Annotated in this window: 23 protein-coding genes; 8 read left to right on the top strand and 15 right to left on the bottom strand. The window is 73.7% G+C overall.

Annotation, left to right across the window (positions count from 1 at the left end; translation table 11 throughout):
- Window positions 1-37 precede the first annotated feature (37 nt).
- Window positions 38-967 carry a hypothetical protein gene (locus AE652_RS42980; protein WP_159028344.1) on the bottom strand — a complete coding sequence of 310 codons (930 nt, stop codon included), beginning with the start codon at window positions 965-967 and terminating at the stop codon, window positions 38-40.
- 125 nt (window positions 968-1,092) lie between these two features.
- Here AE652_RS42980 and AE652_RS04105 point away from each other — a divergent pair, with 125 nt between their 5' ends.
- Entirely contained in the window at window positions 1,093-1,464 is a 372-nt protein-coding gene (locus AE652_RS04105) for a YbjQ family protein (RefSeq protein WP_049649739.1), read from the top strand.
- A 137-nt stretch (window positions 1,465-1,601) separates the two neighbouring features.
- Window positions 1,602-2,810 carry an NAD(P)-binding domain-containing protein gene (locus AE652_RS04100; RefSeq protein ID WP_049649723.1) on the top strand — a complete coding sequence of 403 codons (1,209 nt, stop codon included), beginning with the start codon at window positions 1,602-1,604 and terminating at the stop codon, window positions 2,808-2,810.
- A 39-nt stretch (window positions 2,811-2,849) separates the two neighbouring features.
- On the opposite strand, the gene paaE is transcribed toward AE652_RS04100, so the two are convergent.
- From paaE to AE652_RS42975, 8 genes are all read right to left on the bottom strand, one after another.
- On the bottom strand, window positions 2,850-4,028 hold the full coding sequence (paaE, locus tag AE652_RS04095; RefSeq protein ID WP_063780050.1) for a 1,2-phenylacetyl-CoA epoxidase subunit PaaE: 1,179 nt from the start codon (window positions 4,026-4,028) through the stop codon (window positions 2,850-2,852).
- Window positions 4,029-4,577, bottom strand: coding sequence for a 1,2-phenylacetyl-CoA epoxidase subunit PaaD (gene paaD / locus AE652_RS04090; RefSeq protein ID WP_234348223.1), 549 nt, complete (start codon window positions 4,575-4,577; stop codon window positions 4,029-4,031).
- Window positions 4,578-4,672: 95 nt separating this feature from the next.
- Window positions 4,673-5,596, bottom strand: coding sequence for a 1,2-phenylacetyl-CoA epoxidase subunit PaaC (gene paaC, locus AE652_RS04085; protein WP_049649722.1), 924 nt, complete (start codon window positions 5,594-5,596; stop codon window positions 4,673-4,675).
- Between the two features lie 13 nt (window positions 5,597-5,609).
- Window positions 5,610-5,939, bottom strand: coding sequence for a 1,2-phenylacetyl-CoA epoxidase subunit PaaB (gene paaB, locus AE652_RS04080; RefSeq protein ID WP_049649721.1), 330 nt, complete (start codon window positions 5,937-5,939; stop codon window positions 5,610-5,612).
- Complete coding sequence (gene paaA / locus AE652_RS04075) at window positions 5,936-6,937, bottom strand: 1,2-phenylacetyl-CoA epoxidase subunit PaaA (protein ID WP_049649720.1); 1,002 nt, start codon at window positions 6,935-6,937, stop codon at window positions 5,936-5,938. The genes paaB and paaA overlap by 4 nt, the downstream gene beginning before the upstream one ends.
- Window positions 6,938-7,262: 325 nt before the next feature.
- Entirely contained in the window at window positions 7,263-8,921 is a 1,659-nt protein-coding gene (locus AE652_RS04070; protein WP_199823040.1) for a M20 family metallopeptidase, read from the bottom strand.
- Between the two features lie 853 nt (window positions 8,922-9,774).
- On the bottom strand, window positions 9,775-10,434 hold the full coding sequence (locus tag AE652_RS04065) for a response regulator transcription factor (protein WP_049649719.1): 660 nt from the start codon (window positions 10,432-10,434) through the stop codon (window positions 9,775-9,777).
- The gene (locus AE652_RS42975; RefSeq protein ID WP_053111958.1) at window positions 10,431-11,933 is read right to left on the bottom strand and encodes a sensor histidine kinase; all 1,503 of its coding nucleotides are present in this window, start codon (window positions 11,931-11,933) and stop codon (window positions 10,431-10,433) included. The genes AE652_RS04065 and AE652_RS42975 overlap by 4 nt, the downstream gene beginning before the upstream one ends.
- A gap of 197 nt (window positions 11,934-12,130) precedes the next feature.
- Between AE652_RS42975 and AE652_RS04055 the strand changes: the two genes are divergently transcribed.
- The 5 genes from AE652_RS04055 to AE652_RS04035 all read left to right on the top strand — a co-directional run bounded on the left by AE652_RS04055 (window position 12,131) and on the right by AE652_RS04035 (window position 16,294).
- Complete coding sequence (locus AE652_RS04055; RefSeq protein WP_063780049.1) at window positions 12,131-13,006, top strand: class I SAM-dependent methyltransferase; 876 nt, start codon at window positions 12,131-12,133, stop codon at window positions 13,004-13,006.
- Between the two features lie 49 nt (window positions 13,007-13,055).
- Window positions 13,056-13,358 carry a GNAT family N-acetyltransferase gene (locus tag AE652_RS04050; RefSeq protein ID WP_049649718.1) on the top strand — a complete coding sequence of 101 codons (303 nt, stop codon included), beginning with the start codon at window positions 13,056-13,058 and terminating at the stop codon, window positions 13,356-13,358.
- A gap of 224 nt (window positions 13,359-13,582) precedes the next feature.
- Window positions 13,583-14,596, top strand: coding sequence for an aldo/keto reductase (locus tag AE652_RS04045; protein WP_255357395.1), 1,014 nt, complete (start codon window positions 13,583-13,585; stop codon window positions 14,594-14,596).
- Between the two features lie 79 nt (window positions 14,597-14,675).
- A complete protein-coding gene (locus AE652_RS04040) occupies window positions 14,676-15,263 on the top strand; it encodes a TetR family transcriptional regulator (RefSeq protein WP_049649716.1) in 588 nt (195 codons plus the stop codon).
- 107 nt (window positions 15,264-15,370) lie between these two features.
- The gene (locus AE652_RS04035; protein WP_049649715.1) at window positions 15,371-16,294 is read left to right on the top strand and encodes an ADP-ribosylglycohydrolase family protein; all 924 of its coding nucleotides are present in this window, start codon (window positions 15,371-15,373) and stop codon (window positions 16,292-16,294) included.
- A 101-nt stretch (window positions 16,295-16,395) separates the two neighbouring features.
- Here AE652_RS04035 and AE652_RS04030 read toward each other — a convergent pair whose 3' ends face one another.
- Both AE652_RS04030 and AE652_RS04025 read right to left on the bottom strand, forming a co-directional pair.
- The gene (locus tag AE652_RS04030) at window positions 16,396-16,659 is read right to left on the bottom strand and encodes a GlsB/YeaQ/YmgE family stress response membrane protein (RefSeq protein ID WP_063780048.1); all 264 of its coding nucleotides are present in this window, start codon (window positions 16,657-16,659) and stop codon (window positions 16,396-16,398) included.
- A gap of 206 nt (window positions 16,660-16,865) precedes the next feature.
- Complete coding sequence (locus AE652_RS04025; protein ID WP_049649713.1) at window positions 16,866-17,132, bottom strand: GlsB/YeaQ/YmgE family stress response membrane protein; 267 nt, start codon at window positions 17,130-17,132, stop codon at window positions 16,866-16,868.
- Window positions 17,133-17,391: 259 nt separating this feature from the next.
- Here AE652_RS04025 and AE652_RS04020 point away from each other — a divergent pair, with 259 nt between their 5' ends.
- Window positions 17,392-18,633: a glycosyltransferase gene (locus AE652_RS04020; protein WP_049649712.1), complete on the top strand. Its 1,242-nt coding sequence runs from the start codon at window positions 17,392-17,394 to the stop codon at window positions 18,631-18,633.
- A 72-nt stretch (window positions 18,634-18,705) separates the two neighbouring features.
- Here the strand turns inward: AE652_RS04020 and AE652_RS04015 are convergent, their stop codons facing one another.
- The 4 genes from AE652_RS04015 to AE652_RS04000 form a co-directional block, all read right to left on the bottom strand.
- Window positions 18,706-20,262, bottom strand: a complete 1,557-nt coding sequence (locus AE652_RS04015) for an NCS1 family nucleobase:cation symporter-1 (RefSeq protein WP_049649711.1) — start codon at window positions 20,260-20,262, stop codon at window positions 18,706-18,708.
- Between the two features lie 63 nt (window positions 20,263-20,325).
- The gene (locus AE652_RS04010) at window positions 20,326-21,339 is read right to left on the bottom strand and encodes a TIGR03842 family LLM class F420-dependent oxidoreductase (RefSeq protein ID WP_049649710.1); all 1,014 of its coding nucleotides are present in this window, start codon (window positions 21,337-21,339) and stop codon (window positions 20,326-20,328) included.
- 190 nt (window positions 21,340-21,529) lie between these two features.
- On the bottom strand, window positions 21,530-22,978 hold the full coding sequence (gene hydA / locus AE652_RS04005; RefSeq protein ID WP_049649709.1) for a dihydropyrimidinase: 1,449 nt from the start codon (window positions 22,976-22,978) through the stop codon (window positions 21,530-21,532).
- A gap of 11 nt (window positions 22,979-22,989) precedes the next feature.
- Window positions 22,990-23,832, bottom strand: coding sequence for a nitrilase-related carbon-nitrogen hydrolase (locus AE652_RS04000; protein ID WP_049649708.1), 843 nt, complete (start codon window positions 23,830-23,832; stop codon window positions 22,990-22,992).
- Window positions 23,833-24,401: the final 569 nt, after the last annotated feature.

Raw genomic sequence — 24,401 nt, 5'->3', positions numbered from 1 at the left:
GGCAGTCACCCCGGCACTCGCGTCGGCACTCGACCCGTCAGCGCCGGTAGCCGCGCTGCGGGTCCCGCTCCTCCGCGTCCTCGTACATCAGGAACCAGCCCTCCGGGTGGGTGGCCGCGAGCAGCATCTCGGTGCGCTGCTCCGCCGCCAGCTCCGGATCGCCCTCGTCCGGCCCGTAGACCCCGAACAGCTCGTCCTGGCAGCCGTCCCAGTCGTAGTCGTACAGGTCGGCCGGGAGGTCGCCCATCATGTCCGCCACCGACTCGGGTTGCGCACCGAGCAGCGCCCGGGCGTCCACCAGGGCCATCCGCAGCGCGATGTCCTCGGCCAGGCAGCGCGGCAGCGGCCACTCGCCGAGCGCGAGGTCGTCGGCGAGGTCGTCGAAGGCCCGGGCCATCGCGCGGCGCCAGCCCCGGTGCATCCGCCAGGTGCGTTCGGGAAGCCGGGCGAAGACCGTCCAGTCCACGTCATCGCTGTCGGCGACCGTCTCGTCCCCGTGCTCGTCGAGGTCGTCGTACGCGGCGTCGGCCAGGCCGATCAGCTGGGCGTGGAGCAGGCAGGCCGTGCGCGGGGTGAGCGTCCAGTCCGCACCCGCGCCGCCCTCCTCCTCGTCGCCCTCCAGCGGGAACAGGTCGGCGAAGTCCGGCGTGAAGTCCTCCGTGACGCTGATCTCCAGAGTGCCGCCGATCGCCTCCACCCCGGGGATGGCGGCCACCAGCCGGTCCGGATGCAGCAGCGCGCCGAGCGCCGCGTTGGCGTCCTCGGCGACCTCGCGCAGCAGTTCGCGGCGCTGCCCGGCCGGGTCGACGCCCCCGAAGTCCAGCTCCTCGACGGCCCTGATCGCGGCCGCGCGCAGGGCCGGCCAGTCGGTGATCCGCAGGCCCAGCACCACCGTCGCCTCGATTTCCTGCGCGCCGGAGTCCTCCGCCGCGCCCGGCCCCTGTGGATGATCACTTCGCTCGCCCATGGGGCTAACGGTACGGCCTTTCGGTCGCCCGATCACCGGTCCGGACCAGCTTCCGGGAGCCTTCTCGGCCACCGCCCGGCCCCGCTGCTGTCACTCGGACGCAGGAGTTTGGCAGGATGAGCCGCATGGCTGACATCAACGAGTACGGCGGCGGGCAGGGCCCGAACGCCGACGTCCTGGTCGTGACCACCAACGACATCCCCGGTTACCGGGTCGACCACGTGATCGGCGAGGTCTTCGGGCTGACCGTCCGCAGCCGCCACGTCGGCAGCCAGATCGGTGCCGGTCTGAAGTCACTGGTCGGCGGCGAGCTGCGCGGTCTGACGAAGACCCTGGTCGAGAGCCGCAACGAGGCGATGCAGCGGCTGATCGAGCAGACCAAGGCGCGCGGCGGCAACGCCGTCCTGATGATGCGCTTCGACGTCACGGAGGCGGCCGCCGTGGGTACCGAGGTCTGCGCCTACGGCACCGCCGCGGTCATCTCCCCGGTCTCGTGACATTCCTCTCGTGACATTCCTCTCCTGACCTCTCCTGACGCGCCCCGTTCCCGCGTCGCAGTTCACGCGGCATCTCTCACGTCCCACGGACGAAATCCCGGCGGGAACACCCGCCGACCCCCCGATGTTTCTCGGGCGTGACTGTTTACGGTGCAACGAACAGCGTTCCGGAACGGGTGGACGTCCTGGTGGTGGGCGCCGGACAGGCAGGTCTGTCCGCCGCCTACCACCTGCACCGCCGCGGCTTCGCCCGTCACCGGACGGGCGTCGACGGCGGCTTCGTCGTCCTCGACGCCAACGCCGTCCCCGGCGGTGCCTGGGCGTACCGCTCGCCGTCCCTGCGGATGGCCACCGTGCACGGCGTCCACGACCTCCCGGACGCCGAACTCCCGCCGCCGGACCCGGACGCCCCCGCGCGCGAGGTGGTGCCGGAGTACTTCGCGGCGTACGAGGCGCAGCACGCGCTCCCGGTCGTACGCCCGGTCGCGGTGCGCGCCGTACGTGCCGAGTCCGAGCGCCCGGACTCCCGGCTGCTGGTCGAGACCGACCGCGGCACCTGGTCCACCCGCGCGCTGATCAACGCCACCGGCACCTGGACCCGCCCGTTCCTCCCGCACTACCCGGGCCGCTTCGCGGGCCGCCAGCTGCACTACGCCGAGTACCGCGGCCCCGAGGAGTTCACGGGCAAGCGGGTGCTGGTGGTGGGCGGCGGCGCCTCGGCGGTCCAGGTGCTGTCGGAGGTCGCCGCGGTCGGCGAGACGGTGTGGGTGACCCGTTCCGAGCCCGTCTACCACGACGGGCCGTTCACCCCCGAGTACGGGCGCGCGGTGGTCGCCAGGGTCGAGGAGCGGGTCCGGCAGGGGCTGCCGCCGCGCAGCGTGGTGAGCGTGACCGGGCTCGGCCCGTCCGTCGCCTACCGGCGCGCCGAGGAGCTGGGCGCGCTGCACCGCCGGCCGATGTTCGACCGCCTGACCGAGCACGGGGTCGCCTGGGGAGACGAGGAGCTGACCGTGGACGCGATCGTCTGGGCCACCGGCTTCCGGCCCGAGGTCGGGCACCTCGCTCCGCTCGGGCTGCGCTCCCCCGGCGGCGGCATCGCGCTCACCGGCACCCGGGCCACCGCCGACCCCCGCGTCCACCTGGTCGGCTACGGCCCGTCCGCCAGCACCGTCGGCGCCAACCGGGCCGGGCGGGCGGCCGTCAACGACCTCGTCAAGCTGCTCGGGGACCCTGCGCCCGGGCGGCCGACGATCTCCGGCCCGACGGTCGCGAGCCCGACTATCTCCGGCCCGAGGGTCGGGAGCCCGACGCCCGGTGACCCGGTCATGGAGCCCGCCACCGTCTGAGGCTCGGCGATCGTGGTCCGGTCGGCGGTGGTGGCCCGCTCAGCGGTCGTAGTCCACGGTCACCCGGTCAGTGAGCGGCCGGGCCTGGCAGGTGAGGACGTAGCCGGCGGCCAGCTCCTTCTCCTCCAGCGCGAAGTTGCGGCGCATCTCCACCTCGCCCTCGGTGACCAGGGCGCGGCAGGTGCCGCACACGCCGCCCTTGCAGGCGAACGGCAGGTCGGGGCGGGAGCGCTGGGCGCCGTCCAGGATCGAGCGGTCGCGCGGGAGGCAGAGCGTGCTGCCGCGCCCGTCGAGGACGACGGTGACCTCGCTCCGCGGGCCCGATACGCCGTCGGCGGAGCCGCCGGACGAGGCGTCCGTCCGGTCCCAGTCCTCGTCCCGCTCCGGGAGCGGCTCGTCCTCGGCGTGGAACAGCTCCTGGTGCACCCGCTCGCCCGGCACGTCCAGCTCGGCGAGCAGGTCCTTCGCGCCCACGACCATGCCGAACGGGCCGCACAGCCACCAGTGCCCGACGCTCCCGACGTCCACCAGCGCCGCCAGCAGCGCGCGTACCCGCTCCGGGTCCAGCCGGCCGCTGAGCAGTTCGGCGTCCCTGGTCTCCCGGGAGAGCACGTGGACCAGCTGGAAGCGGTCGAGGTAGCGGTCCTTCAGGTCGGCCAGCTCGTCCGCGAACATCACGCTGTCACTGCGCCGGTTGCCGTAGAGCAGGGTGACGGTGGAGCTGCGGTCGGCCGCGAGCACGGAGCCGGCGATCGACAGCATCGGGGTGATCCCGGAGCCGGCCGCGAGCAGCACGTGGTCGGCCGGGACGCCGAGCTCGGGGGTGAACAGGCCGGACGGCGTCAGCACCTCCACCTCCTCGCCCGGCTTCGCCTCGCGCACCAGCCAGCGTGAGAACAGCCCGCCGGGCACCTCCCGGACGGCGATCCGCAGCGGCCCGCCGACCGGGGCGCAGATCGAGTACGAGCGGCGCTCGTCGGTGCCGTCCACCAGCTTGCGCAAGGTCAGGGTCTGCCCGGGGCGGAAGGCGTACTCCTCCGCCAGCCCGACCGGGACCGTGAAGGTCACCGCGACGGCGTCCTCGCAGAGCCGCTCGACCCGGTCGATCCGCAGCCGGTGGAAGGTCGGGCGGCGGGCGGGGCGGATGCCGGTCCCCTCGGCGTCGGGGGCGGACCCGGCGGCGGAGGAGGCGGGAGCGGCGGAGGAAGCGGCGGGCATTCAGATCTCCTTGACGCGTTCGAACGGCTCGCGGCAGGCCCGGCAGCGCCAGAGCGCCTTGCAGGCGGTGGAACCGAAGCGGGACAGCTCCTCCGTGTCGGCGTCGCCGCAGCGCGGGCACGGCACGGGGGGCGCGGCGGCGGTCCTCGGCGCGGCCATGGTGGTGGGCGCGGTCGCGGTTCCGGTGCGGGTGGGACCGAGGGTGAGCGCCACCGGTCCGGCCGCGGCGACGGCGGCGGTCGGGCGCGGCGGAGCGATGCCCGCCTCGGCGAGCTTGCGACGGCCCTCGGCGGTGATCAGGTCGGTGGACCACGGCGGGTCCAACCGCAGCCGCACCCGGACGTCCGGGTACCCGGCCGCGCGCAGCCGACGGTCCACGTCGGCGGCCATCTCGGCGACGGCGGGGCAGCCCGAGTAGGTCGGGGTCAGCCACGCGGTCACCGTGCCGCTGCCGCCGTCCACCCCGACCTCGGCCAGGACGCCCAGGTCCGCCAGGGTGAGCATGGGCAGCTCCGGGTCCGGCACGGCCGCGGCGACCGCCCAGGCCAGCTCGCGGGCCGTCGGGTCCGCGGTGCCCGTCCCGACCGTCCCGCCCGTCGGCTCCGCGGTGCCCGTCGGCCCCGGGCCCGTCACGACGTCGCCGGTCACCACGTCGCCCCCGGGTGGGCGCGGGCCAGCACCTGGAACTCGGCGAGCAGCGGGCCGAGCGCCTCGGTGTGCACACCGTCCCGGCCGGCCAGGCCGAGGACGGTGGCCAGCGGCGGTACGTCCGGCACGGTCAGCCCGGCCTCGGCGAGAACGGCGCCGAGCGAGCGCAGCACCGGTTCGCGCAGGGCCGCCGGGTCGACGCCCGCCCGCAGCTCCACCGGGTGCGCCGTGAACAGCTCCTCCAGCAGCGGCCAGACCGCGTCCACCCCGGCCTGCATCCGCCCGGCGGAGTACGGCGTGCCGTCGCCCAGGCGCAGGGTCCAGGCGGTGGCGTACTCCCGGTGGTAGGCCAGCTCCTTGACGCCCCGGGCGGCGACCGCGGCCAGCACCGGGTCGGGGTGCGCGCTCAGCGCCTCGTACAGGGCGCCGCGCGCGGTGGCGAACAGCAGCAGCCGGGCGATCGAGTAGGCGAAGTCGCCGTTCGGGGCCTCCACCAGGCGGACGTTGCGGAACTCGTGCTCCTCCCGCCAGTACGCCAGGTCGTCCTCGGTGCGGCCGGTACCGTCCGCCTGACCAGCCCGGGTGAGCAGCAGGCGGGCCTGGCCGAGCAGGTCGAGGCCCAGGTTGGCGAGCGCGACCTCCTCCTCCAGCTCGGGCGCCCGGGTGCACCACTCGATCAGCCGCTGCGCGAGGACCAGGGCGTCGTCGCCCAGCATCTGGCAGTAGGCGGCGAGGTCGGCGCCGTCCAGACCGGGGGGCAGCGCGGTGTCCACGCCGAGCAGGGGATCGGCGAAGCCCGTCCCGTACGCCCAGCGGCCCTCGCCCTCGGGGCCGGGGGCGGCGTCGGCGAGGCTGAGGTAGACGTGGTCGTCCTGGCCGGTGCCGGGGGTGGAGGTGGTGGAGGTGGTGTGGTCGTGCACGGTGGCTCCCCCGTCAGATGTGCGGGACATCCTCGGGGATGTCGTAGAAGGTCGGGTGGCGGTAGACCTTGTCGCCGCTGGGCTCGAAGAACGGGTCGCGCTCGTCCGGGGTGGAGGCGGTGATCGCGTCCGAGCGGACCACCCAGAGGCTCACGCCCTCGTTGCGGCGGGTGTACAGGTCGCGGGCGGCGAGCAGGGCCATCCGGTCGTCGGCGGCGTGCAGCGAGCCGACGTGGACGTGGTTCAGCCCGCGCCGGGGACGCACGAACACCTCGTACAGAGGCCAGCCGGCCTTGGGCCCGGCCTCGGACCCGGACGGGGAGCCAACCTGGGGGTCGGTCACTTTCCGTTCTCCTGTTCGGTCACATTGGTGGCTTCGGAGGCTTCCGTGGGCCCGGCGGCCTCGGCCGCGCGCTTGGCCGCGTAGGCGACGGCCGCCTCGCGCACCCAGGCGCCGTCCTCGTGGGCGGTGCGGCGGCGTTCGACCCGCTGGGCGTTGCAGGGGCCCTGGCCGTGGATGACCCTGGTCAGCTCGGACCAGTCCGGCTCGCCGAAGTCCCAGCCGCCGCGCTCCTCGTTCCAGCGCAGCTCGGGGTCCGGGAGGGTGACGCCCAGGTGCTCGGCCTGCGGGACGGTCATGTCGACGAAGCGCCGGCGCAGCTCGTCGTTGCTGTGCCGCTTGATCCGCCAGGCCATCGAGCGGGCGCTGTTCGGCGAGTCGGCGTCCGAGGGGCCGAACATCATCAGCGACGGCCACCACCAGCGGTCCACCGCGTCCTGGACCATCCGGCGCTGGGCCTCGGTGCCGCGCATCAGCGTCATCAGGAGCTCGTAGCCCTGGCGCTGGTGGAAGGACTCCTCCTTGCAGATCCGCACCATCGCGCGGGCGTACGGACCGTAGCTGCAGCGGCAGAGCGGGACCTGGTTGCAGATCGCGGCGCCGTCCACCAGCCAGCCGATCACGCCGACGTCGGCGAAGGTGAGAGTCGGGTAGTTGAAGATCGAGGAGTACTTCTGGCGGCCGGAGATCAGCTTCTCGGTGAGCTCGGCGCGGTCGACGCCCAGGGTCTCGGCGGCGGCGTAGAGGTAGAGGCCGTGGCCGGCCTCGTCCTGGGCCTTGGCGAGCAGGATGGCCTTGCGGCGCAGGGACGGGGCCCGGGTCAGCCAGTTGCCCTCGGGCTGCATGCCGATGATCTCGGAGTGGGCGTGCTGGGCGATCTGGCGGATCAGGGTGGCCCGGTAGGCGTCGGGCATCCAGTCCCTGGGCTCGATCCGCTGCTCGGCGGCGACGACCGCCTCGAACCGGTCCTCCAGCGTCTGCGCGGGGACCGTCTCGGCCACCTCTGCTGTCACCACAGTCCCCTCTCGTGTCCTGCCCGGTCGGTCGCCTGGAGCATCGACCAACCGACTGACCGTTCGGTCGGTACCATTCTGCGCGGAGGGGCGGAGGGATGGCAAGGTGCGCAACGGATAACAGCTGACAGATTCTGAAATCTGTCAGCTGTTATCCGTCGGCTGTCTTCTGTTCTCTGTTCGCTGCTCTACGTTCGCTGCTCTACGTCCGCCGTCCGCTGTCCGCTGTCCGCCGTTCTACGTTCGCCGCCGCCGACTGCCGGGGGCCGGCGACCGGCGACCGGCTCCCGGCCGTCAGCGGCTCACCGCCGGCTCAGCCCTCCGCGCGGTCGCGCAGTCGCGGCAGCGGCACCGCGAGCAGCGCCGCCAGCAGGGCGATCCGGGGAGCGATCTGGTCGACCCGGATGTGCTCGTGCCGGGCGTGGGCCCCGGCGCCCACCGCGCCGAAGCCGTCCAGGGTCGGAAGCCCGCGCGAGCCCGGCAGGTTGGTGTCCCCTGCCCCGCCCGCCGGAGCGCCGTCCAACTGCTGCCCGAGCACCGCGGCGAGCGAACGCACGTGCCGCAACAGCGGGTTGCCGGTCCGCTCGGGCCAGGCCGGACGGCTGGACAGCACCTCCGTACGGACCCGGGCGCCCGGACGCAGCGCGGTGAGCCGGGCGAGGTTGTCCAGCGTACGGCGCTGCGCCTCGACGGTGGCGAAGCGCAGCCCCAGCTCGGCCTCGGCCCGGCCGGCGACCACGTTGGCGCGCGAACCACCGCTGATCCGACCGGCGTTGAGCTCGGTGCCGGGCTGACCGGCGAGGTCGCGCACCAGCACGAGCTGGTCCACCAGCTCGTCGACCGCGGACACCCCGTCGTGGGCGTCGTTGCCCGCGTGCGCCTCGCGGCCGGTCACGGTGAGCCGCACCCGGGTGCTGCCGCGCCGCGCGGTCTTCAACCGACCGTCGGGGTGCGGCGGTTCGAGACCCAGGACCGCGGCGGCTCCGCGCAGCTGGCGCTCGACCAGGCGGCGTCCGTCGGGGCTGCCCACCTCCTCGTCGGAGACCACGACCAGGCGGACGGTCCGGTGCGGGCGCTCACCCAGGTCCGCGAGCAGCGACAACGCCCCCTCCAGGATGGCGAGTCCGCCCTTCATGTCGACCACGCCGGGCCCGGTGAGCCGGCCGTCCTCCTCCGTCACCGGCCAGTCCGCGAGCGTGCCGACCGGCCACACGGTGTCGTGGTGCCCGACGATCAGCAGGTGCGGCAGGGACTCGTCCCGACCCTCCCACTCCAGTACGAGGTGGTCGCCGGCCGGTCCGGGCTCGCGCCGGGCGGTGGCACCGGTGGCACAGAAGCCGGCCGCCAACTCCTCGGCGAGCGCGTCGAGTCTGGGGGCGTCCCCACTGGGCGACTCGATCCGCGCCAGGTCGACGCAGCGACGCCGGACGGCCCCGGCGAGGGTGCGGGCCCGGGTGCTGAGCGCCTGCGGCACACCGGGCAGCGCCGTGGTGACGGCGGCGGCCCCGTGGGAGGCGGTGGCGGCCGGGCCCGTCGCGGGCTTCACGACGACGTTCTTCGCCACGACGTTCTTCGTCGCGGGGCTCTTCGCCGCCGCGGCCTTCGCGACGACGGGTTTGGTGAGGGCGGATTTCGTGAGGGCGGACTTGGCGGCTGCGGTCGTGGTGACGGCCACCTTGGCCACGACGGTCTTCGCGGCACCGGACGCGGCCGCGGTGGCCTGGACCGAAGCGGCGGGAAGCGCAGGGGCCGAGACCGTAGTGCCCGGATCCGCAGCGGCAGTTGCGGTGCCGGCGGCGGTGCCGTTGGTGGTGGTAGCGGTGGCTGCGGCGGTAGCGGCGGCGGCGGTCGCAGTGGCCGTGGCGGCGGCAAGGGCCTCACCGTCGGTGGCGGCCGGGACGGCGACCGACGTCGGGGCGGGTTCCGCGGCGGCGCCCGGTGCGGCGGGAGACCCGACGATCTGGGGACTCAACGCTCGCCTCCGCGGCCGCCGCCGGTATACAGCGGCCGTGCCGGCCGACCGCTCCCGCCCGGGTACCAGGCCCGGCCGGACCGCACCGGCCGACCGGGATGATGAGCGGCCCACCGAATCGGCCTGTCTGGCCCAAGTACGGTGGAACGGTTGGGCGGCGTGCTTGGCATGTGCGTCCTCCTCGCTCGATCCGGTGGCCCCGGTCCGCCCGGAGCCCCGTGGACGGCGGCTTCGTGGCGGTGGGCGCAGTGGCCGGACCGCCGCAGGGAAGCCGAGATGTGAGCCTAGAAGAACCGTTCGGTTTCCTGCGAGGTGGCCCTGTTCCCAGCGTGCCGGTACCGGGCCCCGCTTCGGACAACACCCGTCCGCTTTCGGCGCGGGCGCTCGGCGCGCGGGCCTGGATCGGCGCGCGGACGCGGTCGCCGGATCGCGCCCATCTCCACCATGGACCCGCCGCCCGAGTTCGGCAGCGCAAACGGCCAAGGCACGGCATTTCCACGCCGGATGGGTGACAGCGGCTCAGCACGCGATACGAACCGGGAGCACGCGGCGGCTCATGGAAGCCCGCTTCGACGTCCGCCCCGACTCCGGAGGAACGTCCGGGGAACGCCCGGGTGAACACCGACCGATGCCGTGCCCCGATGTGCCCCACCGAGCCCCGCCGAGCCCCGACGTGCTTCGGCTGAAACCCGTGGCACGACGGGGCGGCACCCTGGAACAGCGGGACAGCGCCCGGATATGCGCGTGCGCGAACGTTCGCGACCGTACCCGCGGGTGCACGACCGATCGGCACCCGGGCACCCGGGCTCCTGGGCACCCGAACCCGGGCCCGGCCGATCCCAGCCGTCCGTCCTCAGCCGCCGTCGCCCATCAGCCCGGCGTCGCGTGCGAGCAGCGCCGCCTGGACCCGGTTGGCGACTCCGAGCCCGGTCAGGATCCGACTGACGTGTGCCTTGACCGTGCTCTCGCGCATCCCGAGCACACCGGCGATCTCGGCATTGGAGAGCCCGTCGGCGAGTTCGCGCAGTACGTCCGTCTCCCGCGGGGTGAGTCCGGCGGCCCGGCTGCGGGCGGCCACCGACCGGGGCGCCCCGACCCGGTGGTAGCGGTCGATCAGCCGCCGAGCGGCCGCCGGGTGCAGCATCCCCTGGCCGCCGGCGACGACATGGACGGCCCGGGCGATCTCCGCGGGCGGGGTGTCCTTCAGCAGGAAGCCGTCCGCCCCGGCCGCGAGCGCCTGGTACACGTACTCGTCCAGGTCGAAGGTGGTGAGGGCGATGACCCGCGGACCGTCGGGGAGTTCGCGCAGCCGCCGGGTGGCGGCGATCCCGTCGAGCCGGGGCATCCGGATGTCCATCAGCGCGACGTCGATCCGCCGACCGGCGGCGAGCTCGACGGCCTGCAGCCCATCGGCGGCCTCGGCGACCACGGTGAGCTCCGGGTCCTGGGCCAGGAGGTCGACCAGGCCGAGACGGACCAGCGCGTCGTCGTCGACCACCATTGTTCGGATCATGCGGCGTCCTTCGGCTGCGGCTTCGGTTCCTGCTCAACGTGCTTCGCCCGCGTCGGTTGCGTCGCTTGCGTCGATTGGTTCGGCTGCGTCGGTTCCTCCGGTTGCTTCGGTTGCTTCGGTGGCTCCGACTGCTTCACTCCTCGCGCCCCCTGCGCCCCTTCCTGCGAATGCCGCGCCCCTGGCGTCCCCTTCCCCCGCTCCGGCCGCGGCGACGCCCGCCCGGGGTGCGCCACCGCACGCGCCGACTGTGGATCCGGACCGTCGCCACGGAGCCGGGCGGAAGCCTCGTCCGGCACCGCCTGCGGCGGGCGGTCCGGCGCGGGTAACCGGGCGGAGAGCCGGAAGCCGCCGCCACCGTCCGGACCGGCGTCGAAGTGGCCGCCGAGGGCGCCGACCCGTTCGGCCAGCCCCACCAGCCCGTACCCGCCACCGGTGCCCGGCCCGCCCAACGGCGCCTCGCCCGGGCCGTTGCGGACCTCGACCGTCGTCGCCGGCGCCCCGTAGCCGACCCGGACGGTGACGGGCGCGGCGGGCGCGTGCTTGCGGGCGTTGGTCAGTGCCTCCTGCACCAGCCGGTGCACGGCCAGCCGGTGGGTGGTCGGGATGGTCTCCGGCTCCCCGGAGAGGGCGAGTTCGACCCGTTGGCCGGCCTGGGTCGCCTCGCCGACGAGCTCGGTGAGGTCGCGCAGCGCGGGCGCCGGGACGCGCCCGGCCTCGACGGGCACGGACGGCTCGCCTCCCGTGGCGGGAGGGGCCGACGGGTCGGCCCGCAGCGCGCCCAGGACGTCGCGCAGGTCGTCGAGCGACCGGGCGGCGGTGGTGCGCAGCAGTTCGAGGCGGTGGGTGAGCCGGTCGGGGTCGTCGGCGACGGTGCCGGCCCTGGCCTGGTCGCGCAGCACCCCGGCGTGCAGGACCAGGAGGCTGAGCCGGTGGGCCAGCACGTCGTGCATCTCCCGGGCGATCCGGGCCCGTTCGGCGGACCGGGCCTGTTCGGCGCGCAGCTCGCGCTCGCGGCGCAGCGCGTCGACCTGCTCGTGCAGGGTGCGGATCAGCACCCGTCTGCCCCGCAGCCACAGGCCGACCGCCATCGTGGCGGCCTGGACCAGGAGTTGGGACCCGGCGGTACCCGCCCGGCCGACCAGTGAGTCCACACCCACCGCACTGGCCACCGCGATGACCGAGCCGCCCGCCATCGCCAGGCCCGGCCGGCCGAGGTAGGCGAGGTGGAAGACGCTGAACAGGCCGGGGACGGCCCGGTTGAACAGCCCGCCCGTGAGCACCGGCAGCACGGCCGAGGCCACCGGGTGGCGGCGGGCGAAGAAGAGCGAGACCGCCGCGAGCGCGGCGACGACCGTGCGCGGCAGGCGCAGCGGACCGTCGGTCTGCGTCCACTGGGCGAGGGCCTCCTCGATGGTCAGGCCGAGCAGGCCGAGCAGCAGCAACGTGTCCGTCCCGGCCCGGTGGTCCGGCCCGTACCAGCCGAGCACACTCCGGCGCATGGTGCTCCTCCTTTCCGCTCTCCTCGGCCCGAAAGCCTTCCGTACGTCCACCCTTGGGCACCTCGGGCTCGATGCTAGGGGCGCTCGGCCGCGGAGCGCCTCTGTCTTCCGGGTAACCGCACCCTCGACTTTCGTCGGGGGTCGGCGCCGCTGACCGGCCGATTCGCGGCGGCTCCGCCCTGCCTAGCGTCGACGGCATGACCAACGAACGGCTCCACCACCGTCCGGCCCCCCCTTCCCCCCTGTACAGTTCGCCCGCCGGCGGCGACCACCTGCTGTTCCTCGCCGAGGCCCTGCGCACCTTCCACGACACCGGCGCGCTGGCCCCGAGCGGCCCGGAGCTGGTGAACGCGCTGGTGGTACCGGTCACCAGCCGCCCGAACCGTCCGATCTCGGTGCTGGAGGTCGGCGCCGGCACCGGCGTGGTCACCCGCCGACTGGCCCAAGTACTGCGCCCGGGCGACCGGTTGCACGTCGTCGAGGCCAACCCGCGGTTCGCCGAACGGCTGCGGGAGGACCCGGTCCTCGCCGCACGCCACCCCGGGGTCGGCCTGCGACTGTCGGCCTGCCGGGTCGAGGAGCTGCCGGAGTGCCGTCGACCGGCGCCGGAAGGGGCCCGGGCGGAGGACCGCGGGCAGCGGTACGACGTGATCGTGTCCGGGCTGCCGTTCACCAACTTCGAGCCCGCGCAGGTGCGCGACATCCTCGACCTCTACCTGCGGCTGCTGGCGCCCGGCGGCGAGCTGACGTACTTCGGGTACCTCGGCACGACGACGGCGCGCAGCCTCGCCTCCGGCCCCCGCCGGGGCGCCCGCCACCGGGCGGTGGTCCGGCTGCTGCGGCGGTTCGAGGAGGCGTACGGGCTGGGCGAGCGCACGGTGTGGCGCAACGTGCCGCCCGCCCGCGCCTGCCTGCTGCGGTCGCCGGGCGGCCGCGAGACCTGGGCACCGGCCGGGAGCCCCGCTGTCGGGCCGGCGGTCGAACCGGCGCCCCCGAGCAAGGCACCGAGCACGACGACCACGACGGACACGGCAACCGGATCGGCGGGCGGGGCGGCCCCGCTCCCCCGATGATGGACCGGGGCCGGGCCCGGCTCCGACTCTCCCGCAGTGAGGAGCCGCGATGACCATCTCGGTACGTGACGTGGAAGCCCGGAACCGCTTCGAGGCCTGGGAGGACGGCAAGCCGGCGGGCTTCGCCGAGTACCTGCGCAGCGACCAGCTGGTGGTCTACCCGCACACCGTGGTCGAGCCCGCCTTCGAGGGCCGGGGCATCGGCAGCGCGCTGGCCCGCGCCGCCCTGGACGACGCCCGCGCCCGCGGCCTGTCCGTGCTGGCCACCTGCCCCTTCATCAAGGGCTGGATGCTCCGCCACCCCGAGTACACCGACCTCGCGTACGAGAACCGGAGCCGGGTCGCCGACTGATGTCGGCTTCGGTGCGGGCGTCTGCCGCCATGCCGCAGTCGCCCGCCCGTCCGTCCGCCCGCCCGCCCGTCCGCCGAACAAATGACAGTCGACAGATTTCAACTTTCAGATAACAGGCGACAGCGAACAGATTTTGAAATCTGTTCGCCGTCGTGTCACAGTGAGACCCGGGTCACCCTGCTCCTGCCCCTTCCGGCACCGCACCCGCCCCCTTGGAGTCACCCGTGTCCTCCCACACCCGCCCCGCCCGGCGCACCCTCGGCACCACCGGACCGGTCACCTCGGCCCTCGGCCTCGGCTGCATGGGCATGTCCGACCTGTACGGCCCGGCCGACGAGGCCGAGAGCATCGCCACCATCCACGCCGCCCTCGACGCCGGGGTCACACTCCTCGACACCGGCGACTTCTACGGCATGGGCCACAACGAGCTGCTGATCCACGAGGCGCTGCGCGGCCGCGACCGCGAGAGCGTGCAGATCAGCGTGAAGTTCGGCGCCCAGCGCGGCCCCGACGGCCAGTGGCTCGGCTACGACGCGAGCCCCGCCGCCACCAAGACCGCGCTCGCCTACACCCTGCGCCGCCTGCGCACCGACCACGTCGACGTCTACCGCCCGGCCCGCCTGGACCCGGGCGTCCCGGTCGAGGAGACCGTCGGCGCCATCGCCGACCTGGTGCAGGCCGGCTACGTCCGCCACATCGGACTCTCCGAGGTCGGCGCCGACACCCTGCGCCGGGCCGCCGCCGTCCATCCGATCAGCGACCTCCAGATCGAGTACTCGCTGCTCTCCCGCTCGATCGAGGCCGCCGTCCTGCCCGCCGCCCGCGAGCTCGGCATCGGCATCACCGCGTACGGCGTGCTCTCCCGCGGCCTGCTCGGCGGCCACTGGGACCGGGAACGGGCCCTCGCCGGGACCGACTTCCGCAGCCACAGCCCGCGCTTCCAGGGCGAGAACCTGGCCCACAACCTGGCACTGGTCGAGGCCCTGCGCGAGATCGCCGTCGCACGGGGCGCCACCGTCGCCCAGGTCGCCATCGCCTGGGTGGCCTCCCGCGGTCAGGACGTCGTCCCGCTGGTCGGGGCCCGCCGCCGGGACCGCCTGACCGAGGCCCTCGGCGCCCTCGACGTCGCGCTGACCGAGGCCGACCTCGCCGCCGTCGAGGCCGCCGTACCCGCCGGCTCCGCCGCCGGTGACCGGTACGCTGCCGCACAGATGGCCCACCTGGACAGCGAGCGCTGACCGCACCTCCAGCGCCGCGCCGCACCACCGGCGCCATCGCCGCACGACCCGACCGCACGACCTAAGGACGGACCTCCCCGTGACCACGGACACCACACTCACCGCCGAGCAGATCCTGAGCGCGGCGGAGGACGTCCTCCGGCGGTTCGGCCCGGCCAAGGCCACCGTCGTGGACGTCGCCCGCATCCTCGGCGTCAGCCACAGCAGCGTCTACCGCCACTTCCCCAGCAAGGCCGCGCTGCGCGAGGCGGTCACCCAGCGCTGGCTCGACCAGGCGCACCACGAGCTGTCGACCGTCTCCAACGAGGGCGGCCCCGCCTCCGAGCGGCTGCAGCGGTGGCTGACGGCGCTGTTCACGGCCAAGCGGAAGAAGGCGCTGGACGACCCGGAGCTGTTCGCCACCTACATGGTGCTGGTCGAGGAGAACAGCGGCCTGGTGGACACCCACGTCGACACCCTGGTCGACCAGATCTCGCGGATGGTGGCGGAGGGCATCGAGACCAAGGAGTTCAAGCTCGCCCACATCCGCAACACCGCCCGCGCCGTCTTCGACGCGACCGGCCCCTTCCACGACCCGGCCTACGCGTCCACCTGGTCCACCCCCGACGTCGACGACCGGTTCGACGCCGTCTGGAAGCTCGTCCTCGGTGGCCTGAAGGCGAAGTGACGAACCGTCAGCAGATGTGGCGCCGGCGAGCGGAGGAATAACCGCTCGCCGGCGCCCCGCCCGTCCGGCAGACTGCCGCACACAGTTGATCTCACATGGAGGATGACATGCGTGCGGCCCGCCCGGTCCTGGACAGCCTGGAAGGACTCGCCCTCGGCGACGCCTTCGGCGACCGGTGGTTCTCGGTCCCGCTGGACGAGGCGCCCGCCGCGCTCGCCGCCCGGCTGGTCCGGCCCGCACCCTGGCACTGGACCGACGACACCGCCATGGCGCTTGTGCTGGTCCGCCACCTGCTCGACGCGGGCGAGGTCCGACCGGACGCGCTCGCCCGGGAGTTCGCCGCCGAGTACGCCCGCGAGTACGGGCGCAAGTACGGCCCGTCGATGCACCGGGTCCTGCGCGGGATCGGCGCCGGCGGGGACTGGCGCGCCATCACCTCGGCCCAGTTCGAAGGCCAGGGCTCGCACGGGAACGGCGCCGCGATGCGGGTCGCGCCGCTGGGCGCCTGGTTCGCCGAGGACCTCGACGCGGTGGTCCGGCAGGCCGAACTGCAGGCGCTCACCACCCACTTCCACCCGGAGGCCGTCGCCGGTGCGGTGGCGGTCGCGCTCGCGGCGGCGCTGGCGGTCCGCAGCCGGGGCGGAAACCCGCCCGGCCGGGCCGAGTTGCTGACCGAGATCGCCGGACGGCTGCCGGACAGCGAGGTCCGCTCCGGGCTCCGGATCGCCGCCCGGATGCCCGAGCACACCAGCGTCCGGCACGCCGCCACCGTGCTCGGCTCGGGAGCGCTGATCTCCGCCGCGGACACCGTGCCGTTCGCCCTCTGGTCCGCGGCCGGGCACCTGGACTCGCTGCCGGAGACCGTCTGGAACACCCTGGAGGGCTGGGGCGACAAGGACACCGCCTGCGCCATCGCCGCCGGTGTGACCGCCGCCCGGACCGGGCTCGCGGACGTGCCGACCGGCTGGCTCGCCGCACGCGAGCCACTCCCGGGCTGGGTCGCCGAGGCGTCCCGGACCGCCGACCGGTAACCGGGCGGTGCCGGGTGCTGACCGCCCGGCTTCAGAGCCCGGCGGTCAGCACCGAGCCGTCAGTGCCGAGCCATCAGCATCGAGCCGTCAGCACCAGATGGTCAGCGCCGGGCGAGGAAGCGGAGCACCTTGTAGCCGAAGAGCAGGACCATGGCGCCGCCGATCGCCGACACCCAGGTCGTGACGTCGAGGAAGCTCACCTTCACCGTCCCGTGCATCCAGTGCGAGACGATCCAGGTGCCGATGTAGGAGCCGGTGATGCCGATCAGGGTGCTGCCGATCAGGCCGCGCTCCCCCCTCGACATCGCCATCCTGGCCAGTGTCCCCGACACCAGGCCCAGCACGATCCACGCCATCCAGCTCATCCGCCGCCCCTTGCGTCATCGGTGTGGCGACCCCGTCGAGCCCCCGGGTCCCGTTCGGAAGGACGTACGAGGGCCTCGCACCGTTCCAGCACCGGCAAGGACCGGTTCGAACCGGCCATCCGGGCGCCGTCGTACCGGTCGGCGGAACTCCTCCCCCGGCACGCCCCGCCGTCTCCCGGGCGCCGGGGCCGCACCGAACCATTCCGTCAGCGGCGCGAGTTGCCGAACAGCAGCCGGTAGGCGATCAGCAGCACCAGGGCGCCGCCGATCGCCGACACCCAGGTCGCCGCGTCGAAGAAGTGCGCGGTGATCGAGCGGTGCATGAAGTGCGACGCGATCCAGCCGCCGACGAAGGAGCCGGCGATGCCGATCAGGGTGGTCACGATCAGGCCGCCCGGGTCCTTCCCCGGCAGCAGCAGCTTGGCCAGCGCACCCGCCAGCAGGCCCAGCACGATCCACGCGACGATGCTCATCCGGCATCCCTTCCCGTCCAAGGCGCGACGGCCCCGTCCCGTCCGCTCTGCCCGCAAGGACGCCACCGCCCGCGGCCCGGTTCCGCCACCCGCGTCGGCCGCCCCGGTCGGCCACCCGCGCAGCACCGTCCGAACCCGGCAGACGAACCCAGCGGACGGGACCGGCCGACGGGACCGGCTGACGACACCGGCCGCCCAGGCCGGACCGCCCGCGCGTGGCGCCCTTCCCGCGCGTCGCCCGCGCCGAAATACTGCGGCCATGCGCATCCTGATCGCCACCGCCGGCTCCCGGGGCGACGTGGCCCCCTTCACCGGGCTCGGCGTCCGGCTGCGGGCGGCCGGGCATCAGGTGGCCGTCGCCACCCACGACACCTTCGCCGAGTCGGTACGGGCCGCCGGGCTGGAGTTCCGCCCGCTGCCGGTCGACCCGCGCGCCGAACTCGCCTCCGCCGAGGGCCGGCGCCTGCTGCGGGCCGGCAGCGGACCGGGCGCCGTCCTGCAACTCCTGCGGCTCGGCCGGAGGTTCATGCCCGCACTCGGCGACGGCATCGCCGACGCCACGGCGCTCGGGACCGACCTGCTGCTGACCACCAGCACCACCAGCGCACTCGGCCAGGTCGCCGCCGAGGCGGCCGGCATCCCCAGCATCGGGCTGTACCTCCAACCCCTCGCCCCCACCCGGGAGTTCGCGCCCGCCGTCACCGGCACCCGATCGCTCGGCCGGTCCGGCAACCTGCTGGCGGGACACGCCGTCCAGGCCGCGACCGACCAGCTGTTCGTCCCGGCCGTCCGCGGGCTGCGCCGTCGGCTCGGCCTGCCGCCGCTCGGCATCGCCCGGGCCCGCCGCAACCACCCCGTCCTGCACGGCTTCTCGCCACTGGTGGTGCCCCGACCCGCCGACTGGCGCCCCCGACTGGAGGTGGCGGGCTACTGGTGGCCGGCCGACCGGCCGGACTGGCAGCCCCCGGCCCGGCTGCTCGACTTCCTGGCCGCCGGGCCGCCGGTCTTCGTCGGCTTCGGCAGCCTGGTCGTCCCCGACGCCGAGCGGCTGACCGCGACCGTCCTCGCCGCCGCCCGCGCCGCCCGGGTGCGCCTCCCGCTCCAGTCGGGGTGGAGCGGACTGGCCGCCGAGGACTCGGACTCCGTCCTGACCGTCGGCGACACCCCGCACGACTGGCTCTTCCCCCGCACCGCCGCCGTGGTCCACCACGCGGGTGCCGGCACCACGGCCGCCGCCCTCCGCTCCGGGACCCCCGCCGTCCCCGTGCCCGCCCAGCTCGACGCACCGTTCTGGTCCGCCCGACTGGCCCGGCTCGGCGTCTCCCCCGGCCCCGTCCCCCTGCGCGGCCTCACCCCCGCCCGCCTCGCCACCTCCCTCCGCCTGACGCTCGACGACCCCCGCTACCGCACCCGCGCCCGAGCCGTCGCCACCGCCCTGGCCGCCGAGGACGGCGCGGCCAAGGTCCTCGCCGCCGTCGAACGGGTTTCAGCGAACAGCTGACAACTGACAACCGACAACTTTCGAAATCTGTCAGCTGTTCGCTGTCACCCGTCAGTCGTTCGCCCTCCCCCGTCAGCCCTCCCCCGCCTCCCCGCTCCCCCTCCCGAACACCCTGCTCAGCCCCAGGTACACCACGGCCGCCGCCGTCAGCCCGACGGCCCAGCCGTAGTCGGCGAGCGACTTGAGGACGGGGATCAGGCCGTCCGCCGGGAAGGGGCCCTGCTTCACACCGTCGGCGTCGACGGTGGAGTACGAGCCGCCGACGGCCAGCACGCCGCCCACCAGCAGCGCCGTCACGGCCCGCCAGTTCCAGCCGGCCGCGTACCAGTACGCCCCGCCCGGGCGGTACAGCTCGGCGAGCCGGAGGCGGGTGCGGCGCAGGGCCCAGTAGTCGGCGATCAGCACTCCGCCGACCGTGCCGAGCAGCCCGCCGACCACACCGAGCCAGGTGAAGATGTACACGTGCGGGTCGGAGATCAGCCGCCACGGGAGGACCACGATCCCGACCACCCCCGTGATCAACGCCCCGGTCCGGAAGGTGACGAAGCGGGGCAGCAGGTTGGCGAGGTCGTACGCGGGCGAGACGACGTTGGCGGCGATGTTCACCGACAGCGTCGCGACCAGCACGGTCAGCAGCGCGAACAGGATGCCGACCGGGTTCTCCATCTTGGCGGCCAGCTGGATCGGGTCCCACACCGGGGCCCCGTAGACCGCCTCGGAGCCCGAGGTGACCAGCACGGACAGGAACGCGAAGAGCGTCATCGTGGTCGGCAGGCCGAGCGCCTGCCCGCGTATCTGGGCCCGCTGGCTGCCGCCGAAGCGGGTGAAGTCGGGGATGTTCAGCGAGAGGGTGGACCAGAACCCGATCATGCCCATCAGCGCGGGGAAGAAGACCTTCCAGAAGCCGCCGCCCCACCCCAGCCTGGACGGCTGGTCGAGCAATGGCCCGAGCCCGCCCGCCTTGACGGTGATCCACACCAGCAGCGCGAGCGCGCCGACGATGACGAACGGCGCCGCCCAGTTCTCGAACCGCCGCAGCGCCTCCATCCCCCGCGCGATGATGGCCATCTCGATCAGCCAGAACAGCAGGAACGAGAGCCACTGCGTCCACGGGTAGCCGCCGAACTCACCGGCCGTGCGCCAGGATTCGCCGAACAGCTTGCCCGCCAGCAGGAAGATGCCCTCGCCGCCGATCCAGGTCTGGATGCCGAACCAGGCGCAGGCCACCGCCGCCCGCAGCAGGGCGGGCAGGTTGGCGCCGCGCAGCCCGAAGGCGGCCCGGGCGAAGACCGGGAACGGGATGCCGTACTTGGTGCCGGCGTGCCCGGTGAGCAGCATCGGGACCAGCACGAGGAGGTTGGCGAGCGCGATCGTCAGCACCGCCTGCTTCCAGTCCATGCCGAGCGTGACCAGGCCCGAAGCCAGGGTCCAGGACGGGATGTTGTGGGCCATGCCGACCCAGAGCGCGAGGAAGTTGTACGTGGTCCAGGTACGCCGTGCCACCGGGACCGGCCGCAGGTCGTCGCTGGTGAAGCCGTTGGGTGGCAAGTCCCCGGCGGCCGGGTCGAGTTCGACCCGGCCGTCGGGGTGGTGCCACTGTCTGCCGTCACTGGTCGCGGTTGCGGGCATGGGCAACTCCCGTCCGCCGCGGGCGGATCCGCGGCTGAGCTCGGGTGGGGGCGCCGGGCGGGGTCACAGGTGCGGGATGACGTCCGTCCCGTACGCGTCGATGGTGGTCTCGATGGCGTCGTGCATGGCGTAGACGGCGAACTGGTCGACGCCGAGCGAGCGGAGCTCCGCCAGTCGGGCCCGCTGCGCCTCCACCGGGCCGATCAGGCAGAAGCGGTCGATGATCCCGTCCGGGACGAAGGCCGTGTCCGGGTTCCCGGCCCGCCCGTGGTGGCTGTAGTCGTAGCCCTGCCGGTCCTTGATGTAGTCGGTGAGCGCCTCCGGTACCAGGTCGGAGTGCTCGCCGTAGTGGCTGACCAGGTCGGCGACGTGGTTGCCGACCATCCCGCCGAACCAGCGGCACTGCTCCCGGGCGTGGGCGAGCGCCTCGGGCGAGTCGTCGGCGGTGACGTAGGCCGGGGCGGCGACGCAGATGGTGATCGACTCCGGATCCCGGCCGGCCTCGACGGCGGCGGCCCGCACCGCCTTGACCATGAACTCGGTGAGGTAGGGGTCGGCCAACTGCAGGATGAAGCCGTCGGCCTGACGTCCGGTCAGATTCAACGCCTTCGGCCCGTACGCCCCCATCCAGATCGGCAGGGAGGCGCCGGCGCGGACCCACGGCAGGTGCATCTCGCTGCCGTCCACCTCGGCGGTGCGCCCCTCGGCCAACTCCTTGATGGCGTGCATGGCTTCGGAGAGCCGGGCGAGGGTGGCGGGGCTCCGCCCGGCGACCCGCATGGCGGAGTCGCCGCGGCCGATGCCGCAGACGGTCCGGTTGCCGTACATGTCGTTGAGCGTGGCGAACGTGGAGGCGGTCACCTCCCAGGTGCGGGTGGAGGGGTTGGTGACCATCGGGCCGACGGTCATCCGCTCCGTCTCGGCGAGGATCCGGCTGTAGATGACGAAGGGCTCCTGCCACAGCACGCAGGAGTCGAAGGTCCAGCCATGGCTGAACCCGGCCCGCTCGGCGCGGATCATCCGGTCGATGAGCAGTCGGGCGGGCGGGTCGGTCTGGAGGACGAGGCCGATGTCCATGAGGGGCTCCAGGTAAGGGTTCTGACCGCCGCCACCCGGCCGTCGACCGGATCGGTCGCCCCGGCCGAAGGGCCGGGGCGGCAGTCGGGCGGGCAGGCGACCGGACGGCCGGCAGACCGGGCGGCGGCGGGTGGACGTCGAGGAACGGAAGGAACGGGAGGAACGGGAGGGGCGGGAATCGGGAGAGGGATCAGACCAGGTACTGGCAGGTGTCCCGGCGCAGGAAGGTGCCGTGGCCGGCCCGGCCGCGCCAGTCGCCGTCGTCCAGCACGACGGTGCCGCGCGACACCACCGTCCGCACCCGGCCGGTGAGTCGACGGCCCTCGTAGGCCGAGTAGTCCACGTTCATGTGGTGGGTCGCGGCGGAGACGGTCTGCACCGCGGTGGGGTCGTAGACCACCAGGTCGGCGTCGGCACCCGGGGCGATGGTGCCCTTGCGCGGGTGCAGGCCGAACATCCGGGCCGGGGTGGTGCAGGCGATCTCGACCCAGCGGCGCCGGCTGATGTGCCCGTCCACCACGGCCTGGTGGAGCAGGTCCATCCGGTTCTCGACGCCCGGCAGGCCGTTGGGGATCTTCGAGAAGTCGCCCCGGCCCAGCTCCTTCTGGCCGACGAAGCAGAACGGGCAGTGGTCGGTGGAGACCACCTGGAGGTCGTTGGTGCGCAGCCCGCGCCAGAGCGCCTCCTGGTGCTCGCGCGGTCTGAGCGGCGTGCTGCACACGTACTTGGCGCCCTCGAAGCCGTCGGCGCCCTCCTCGGCGAGGTTGTCGGTGGAGAGGAAGAGGTACTGCGGGCAGGTCTCGCCGAAGACGTTGAGGCCGGCGTCCCGGGCCCCGACGATTTCGGCGAGCGCGGCGGCTGCGGAGACGTGCACCACGTAGAGCGGGCTGCCCGCCACCTGGGCGAGCTTGATCGCCCGGTGGGTGGCCTCGGCCTCCAGCAGTTCGCGCCGGACCTCGCCGTGGTAGCGGGGGGCGGTCCTCCCGGCGGCGAGCGCCTGTTCGACCAGGACGTCGATGGCGATGCCGTTCTCCGCGTGCATCATGATCAGCCCGCCGTTGGCGGCGCCGCGCTGCATGGCCCGCAGGATGCGGCCGTCGTCGCTGTAGAAGACGCCGGGGTAGGCCATGAAGAGCTTGAAGGAGGTGGACTCGCCGGAGTCCACGAGGGTGTCCATCTCCTTGAGCACGGCGTCGTTGACGTCGGAGACGATGGTGTGGAAGGCGTAGTCGATCGCGCAGTTGCCCTCGGCCTTGGCGTGCCAGGTGTCCAGGCCCTCGCGCAGCGAGCCGCCGACCGACTGGACGGCGAAGTCCACGATGGTGGTGGTGCCGCCCCAGGCCGCGGCGCGGGTGCCGGTCTCGAAGGTGTCGGAGGCCGCGGTGCCGCCGAACGGCAGCTCCATGTGGGTGTGGGCGTCGACGCCGCCCGGGATGACGTAGTGGCCGGTGGCGTCGATGACGGTGTCGGCGGTCCAGGCCTCGGCGGCGGAGCTGCCGGTGGTGGCCAGGGCGGCGACGCGCTCGCCCTCGATCAGGACGTCGGCGTGGAGTTCCTCGGTGGCGGTGATGACGAGGCCGCCGCGGACGACGGTGCGCTGGTGCGGGTCGCGGGTGACCCTCACGTCGTTGGTGGTCATCGCGCTGCTCCTCAGGCCTCGGCGAGCGGCCCGTAGGCGTCGGGCCGGCGGTCCCGGTAGAACGCCCACTGCTGGCGGACCTGTTCGATCAGGCCGAGGTCGAGGTCGCGGACGACGAGTTCCTCCTCCTTGTCGGAGGCGACGTCGCCGACGAACTGCCCGCGCGGGTCCACGAAGTAGGAGGTGCCGTAGAAGTCGTTGTCGCCGTACTCCTCGGTGCCGACGCGGTTGATCGCGGCGACGAAGTACTCGTTGGCGACGGCGGCGGCGGGCTGTTCGAGCTGCCAGAGGTAGGCGGACAGGCCGCGGCTGGTGGCGGAGGGGTTGTAGACGATCTGCGCACCGGCCAGGCCCAGGGCGCGCCAGCCCTCGGGGAAGTGGCGGTCGTAGCAGATGTACACGCCGACCTTGCCGACGGCGGTGTCGAACACGGGCCAGCCGAGGTTGCCGGGCTTGAAGTAGTACTTCTCCCAGAAGCCCTTGACCTGCGGGATGTGGTGCTTGCGGTACTTGCCGAGGTAGCTGCCGTCGGCATCGATGACGGCGGCGGTGTTGTAGTAGACGCCGGCCTGTTCCTCCTCGTAGACCGGGACGACCATCACCAGCCCGAGCTCGCGGGCGAGGTCCCGCATCCGGCGCACGGTCGGGCCGTCGGGGACGGCCTCGGCCCAGCGGTAGTGCTCGGCTTCCTGGACCTGACAGAAGTACGGGGAGTTGAAGACCTCCTGGAAGCCGATGATCTTCGCTCCCTGGGCGGCGGCCTCGCGGGCGTACCGCTCGTGGAGCGCGATCATGCTCTCCTGGTCACCCGTCCAGCGGGTCTGGACGAGCGCGGCCCGGACGATCTGCGACATGGTTACCTCCGCAACTCCGCGGCCCGGCCGTGCGGTCGGGCCCGCGGTCTGAGGGTTGACGGGGCGGGTCTCGCCTGCGGGTCCGCTCGGGAAACCGCAGGGTCTACGTGCGTAGAAAGCGATCTGTAGACGGTAGGCCCGGCCTCGGTGGCCTGACAATACGTCGGTGGAAACGCGTCTGGGGTGATCTTGTTGCGCGGACACGCGGATGGTCCCGGGTGGGATGAAAAGCTGATCTACCCCACGCGTCGCCTTCTTACTCGTTCGAGTGAAACCGGACACCCCGGGTGCGCAATCGGCGATGGTGGGGTAAGACCCGCGTGGACATCGCGGTGGATCACTACGGATCGTCAGTCATCGGTGGTTTCCTACGAGTTCAGCGTCCCGGTCACGGGGGATCGGGGCGGCCAAGCGGGGGGTGACGATGGTGGTGGCGGATTCCGCGACGGAAACGGCGGCGGCGAAGGAAGCGGCGGAGGCGACGGGTACGGCAGGTGGCGCGGCGGGCGGAGGCCCGGCGGCGCGGCCGCCCGCCCTGCCCGCCTGGGCCGGCCTGCTGCTCGCCCTCG

This window comes from Kitasatospora sp. MY 5-36, from assembly GCF_001182915.1.
GTDB lineage: Bacteria > Actinomycetota > Actinomycetes > Streptomycetales > Streptomycetaceae > Kitasatospora.
The sequence above is the reverse complement of the archived record's forward strand: the minus strand, read 5'-3'. Positions and strand labels throughout refer to the sequence as shown.

What these genes read in the sequence shown, in the direction of transcription:
- AE652_RS04010 (WP_049649710.1), bottom strand. Translation starts at nt 21,339, where the DNA reads ATGGACATCGGCCTCGTCCTCCAGACCGACCCGCCCGCCCGACTGCTC.
- AE652_RS42975 (WP_053111958.1), bottom strand. Translation starts at nt 11,933, where the DNA reads ATGCGCCGGAGTGTGCTCGGCTGGTACGGGCCGGACCACCGGGCCGGG.
- AE652_RS04020 (WP_049649712.1), top strand. Translation starts at nt 17,392, where the DNA reads ATGCGCATCCTGATCGCCACCGCCGGCTCCCGGGGCGACGTGGCCCCC.
- AE652_RS04030 (WP_063780048.1), bottom strand. Translation starts at nt 16,659, where the DNA reads ATGAGCTGGATGGCGTGGATCGTGCTGGGCCTGGTGTCGGGGACACTG.
- AE652_RS04105 (WP_049649739.1), top strand. Translation starts at nt 1,093, where the DNA reads ATGGCTGACATCAACGAGTACGGCGGCGGGCAGGGCCCGAACGCCGAC.
- paaE (WP_063780050.1), bottom strand. Translation starts at nt 4,028, where the DNA reads ATGCCCGCCGCTTCCTCCGCCGCTCCCGCCTCCTCCGCCGCCGGGTCC.
- AE652_RS04055 (WP_063780049.1), top strand. Translation starts at nt 12,131, where the DNA reads ATGACCAACGAACGGCTCCACCACCGTCCGGCCCCCCCTTCCCCCCTG.
- AE652_RS04065 (WP_049649719.1), bottom strand. Translation starts at nt 10,434, where the DNA reads ATGATCCGAACAATGGTGGTCGACGACGACGCGCTGGTCCGTCTCGGC.
- AE652_RS42980 (WP_159028344.1), bottom strand. Translation starts at nt 967, where the DNA reads ATGGGCGAGCGAAGTGATCATCCACAGGGGCCGGGCGCGGCGGAGGAC.
- AE652_RS04015 (WP_049649711.1), bottom strand. Translation starts at nt 20,262, where the DNA reads ATGCCCGCAACCGCGACCAGTGACGGCAGACAGTGGCACCACCCCGAC.
- hydA (WP_049649709.1), bottom strand. Translation starts at nt 22,978, where the DNA reads ATGACCACCAACGACGTGAGGGTCACCCGCGACCCGCACCAGCGCACC.
- AE652_RS04025 (WP_049649713.1), bottom strand. Translation starts at nt 17,132, where the DNA reads ATGAGCATCGTCGCGTGGATCGTGCTGGGCCTGCTGGCGGGTGCGCTG.
- AE652_RS04050 (WP_049649718.1), top strand. Translation starts at nt 13,056, where the DNA reads ATGACCATCTCGGTACGTGACGTGGAAGCCCGGAACCGCTTCGAGGCC.
- AE652_RS04000 (WP_049649708.1), bottom strand. Translation starts at nt 23,832, where the DNA reads ATGTCGCAGATCGTCCGGGCCGCGCTCGTCCAGACCCGCTGGACGGGT.
- AE652_RS04035 (WP_049649715.1), top strand. Translation starts at nt 15,371, where the DNA reads ATGCGTGCGGCCCGCCCGGTCCTGGACAGCCTGGAAGGACTCGCCCTC.